Origin of the sequence: Vibrio sp. Vb0598 (assembly GCF_033338935.1) — a bacterium.
GTDB classification, from domain to species: Bacteria; Pseudomonadota; Gammaproteobacteria; order Enterobacterales; family Vibrionaceae; genus Vibrio; species Vibrio alginolyticus.
The window spans coordinates 1-1,432 of sequence record NZ_JAWOTP010000114.1 but is presented as its reverse complement, the minus strand read 5'-3'; the positions used below and the strand labels follow the sequence as shown (position 1 = coordinate 1,432).

The window sequence follows — 1,432 nt, the reverse complement described above, 5'->3', positions numbered from 1 at the left end:
CACGTTTTGCTGCAATTTTCAATGTGATTTGTATGGACGGTGCAGATGGAATACCTATTGTGGTGGTCACTGTAGGAAAGAAATATCCCCATTTTGTTTCTTAATTAGCTCAATGAGTTAAAGGAAGAAAAGGTAAACGACTCGATTGCGAATTTGTGAAGCCGCAAAGAAGAGCTGCCTGAAAATCTACTAGACTAAATGCTCCAACTCACAAGGAATTTGTATGTTGAAACATTGTTTGTATCGCAGTTACACCAAAGGGCTAAAAATCGCCGCGCATGTGCTGCCACTTCCCCGGCCGACGTTGTTTTCTGGTTCGGGAGCCGTATCTGAGTTGTTGGAGGCGATATCTGATCTAGGCTTTCGACGTTTGTTGCTAGTGACCGATGAGGGATTAGTTCGAATCGGTATGGTAGGTAAAGTCTTGGAGCAAACGCAGGGGTTGGGTTTACAGGTGGGCGTGTTTTCTGAAGTAAAACCAGACCCAACTTACGATCAAGTGGAAGATGGATTACGTGCTTACAACGCCTCTCAATCGGAAGCCATTTTGGCGTTAGGTGGCGGATCTGCCATTGACTGTGCAAAAGTGATTGCTGCAAGAGTAAGTAACAAACGCTCAATCAAAAAGCTCTCAGGACTTTTCAAAGTATGGCGAACCCCAGCGCCTCTGTTTGTTATTCCAACCACTTCTGGCACTGGTTCTGAAGTGACGATCGCGGCAGTGGTTTCAGACCCAGACACGCATTTAAAAACGCCCTTGATGGACCCGAAACTGGTGCCGATTATGGCCGCGCTCGATCCCGACTTGCTTATCGGTTTGCCAGCCAAAATCACTGCTGACACAGGGATTGATGCGTTAACTCATGCGGTAGAAGCCTACATTTCGCGCAATGCGACACCAGAAACTCAAGCGTATTCAGTCGCTGCAATCAAATTGATATTTCGTTATTTACCCAAAGCAGTGGCTCAGGGGGGAGATATTGAAGCTCGATACAAAATGGCCATGGCGTCTTACTACGCAGGGCTAGCTTTTACCAAGGCAAGTCTAGGGTACGTGCATGCTTTCGCGCACAACTTAGGGGCAAGGTATGGTTTGCCACATGGCATGGCAAATGGGTTAGCGTTGCTACCCGTCTTAAAGTTCTCTTTGCCTGAAATTGAAGATGAGCTAAGAACGCTTGCCGAGAAGACCAATATCAATACGAAAGACAAACCAAGTGCTGAGCATTTCTTGGAACAGATTGAATCCTTGTACGATGCTATTGGTATCGAAAAATGTACAACAGCCATAAAACAAGATGATATCGAAGACTTGGTTGACCTGATTCTGAAAGAGGCACATTGGAATTACCCCGTTCCCAAGTTTATGAATTCTGAAGAATGCGCTCGCTTATTGATAGAAATAAGCGCTTAGATTGTTTTGTGTAAATAT

1 protein-coding gene is annotated in these 1,432 nt (G+C 45.3%); it reads left to right on the top strand.

Annotated elements, in window-relative coordinates; all coding sequences use genetic code 11:
• Window positions 1-223 precede the first annotated feature (223 nt).
• Window positions 224-1,414 carry an iron-containing alcohol dehydrogenase gene (locus R7Q38_RS23345; protein ID WP_029839453.1) on the top strand — a complete coding sequence of 397 codons (1,191 nt, stop codon included), beginning with the start codon at window positions 224-226 and terminating at the stop codon, window positions 1,412-1,414.
• The last annotated feature ends 18 nt before the right edge of the window (window positions 1,415-1,432 follow it).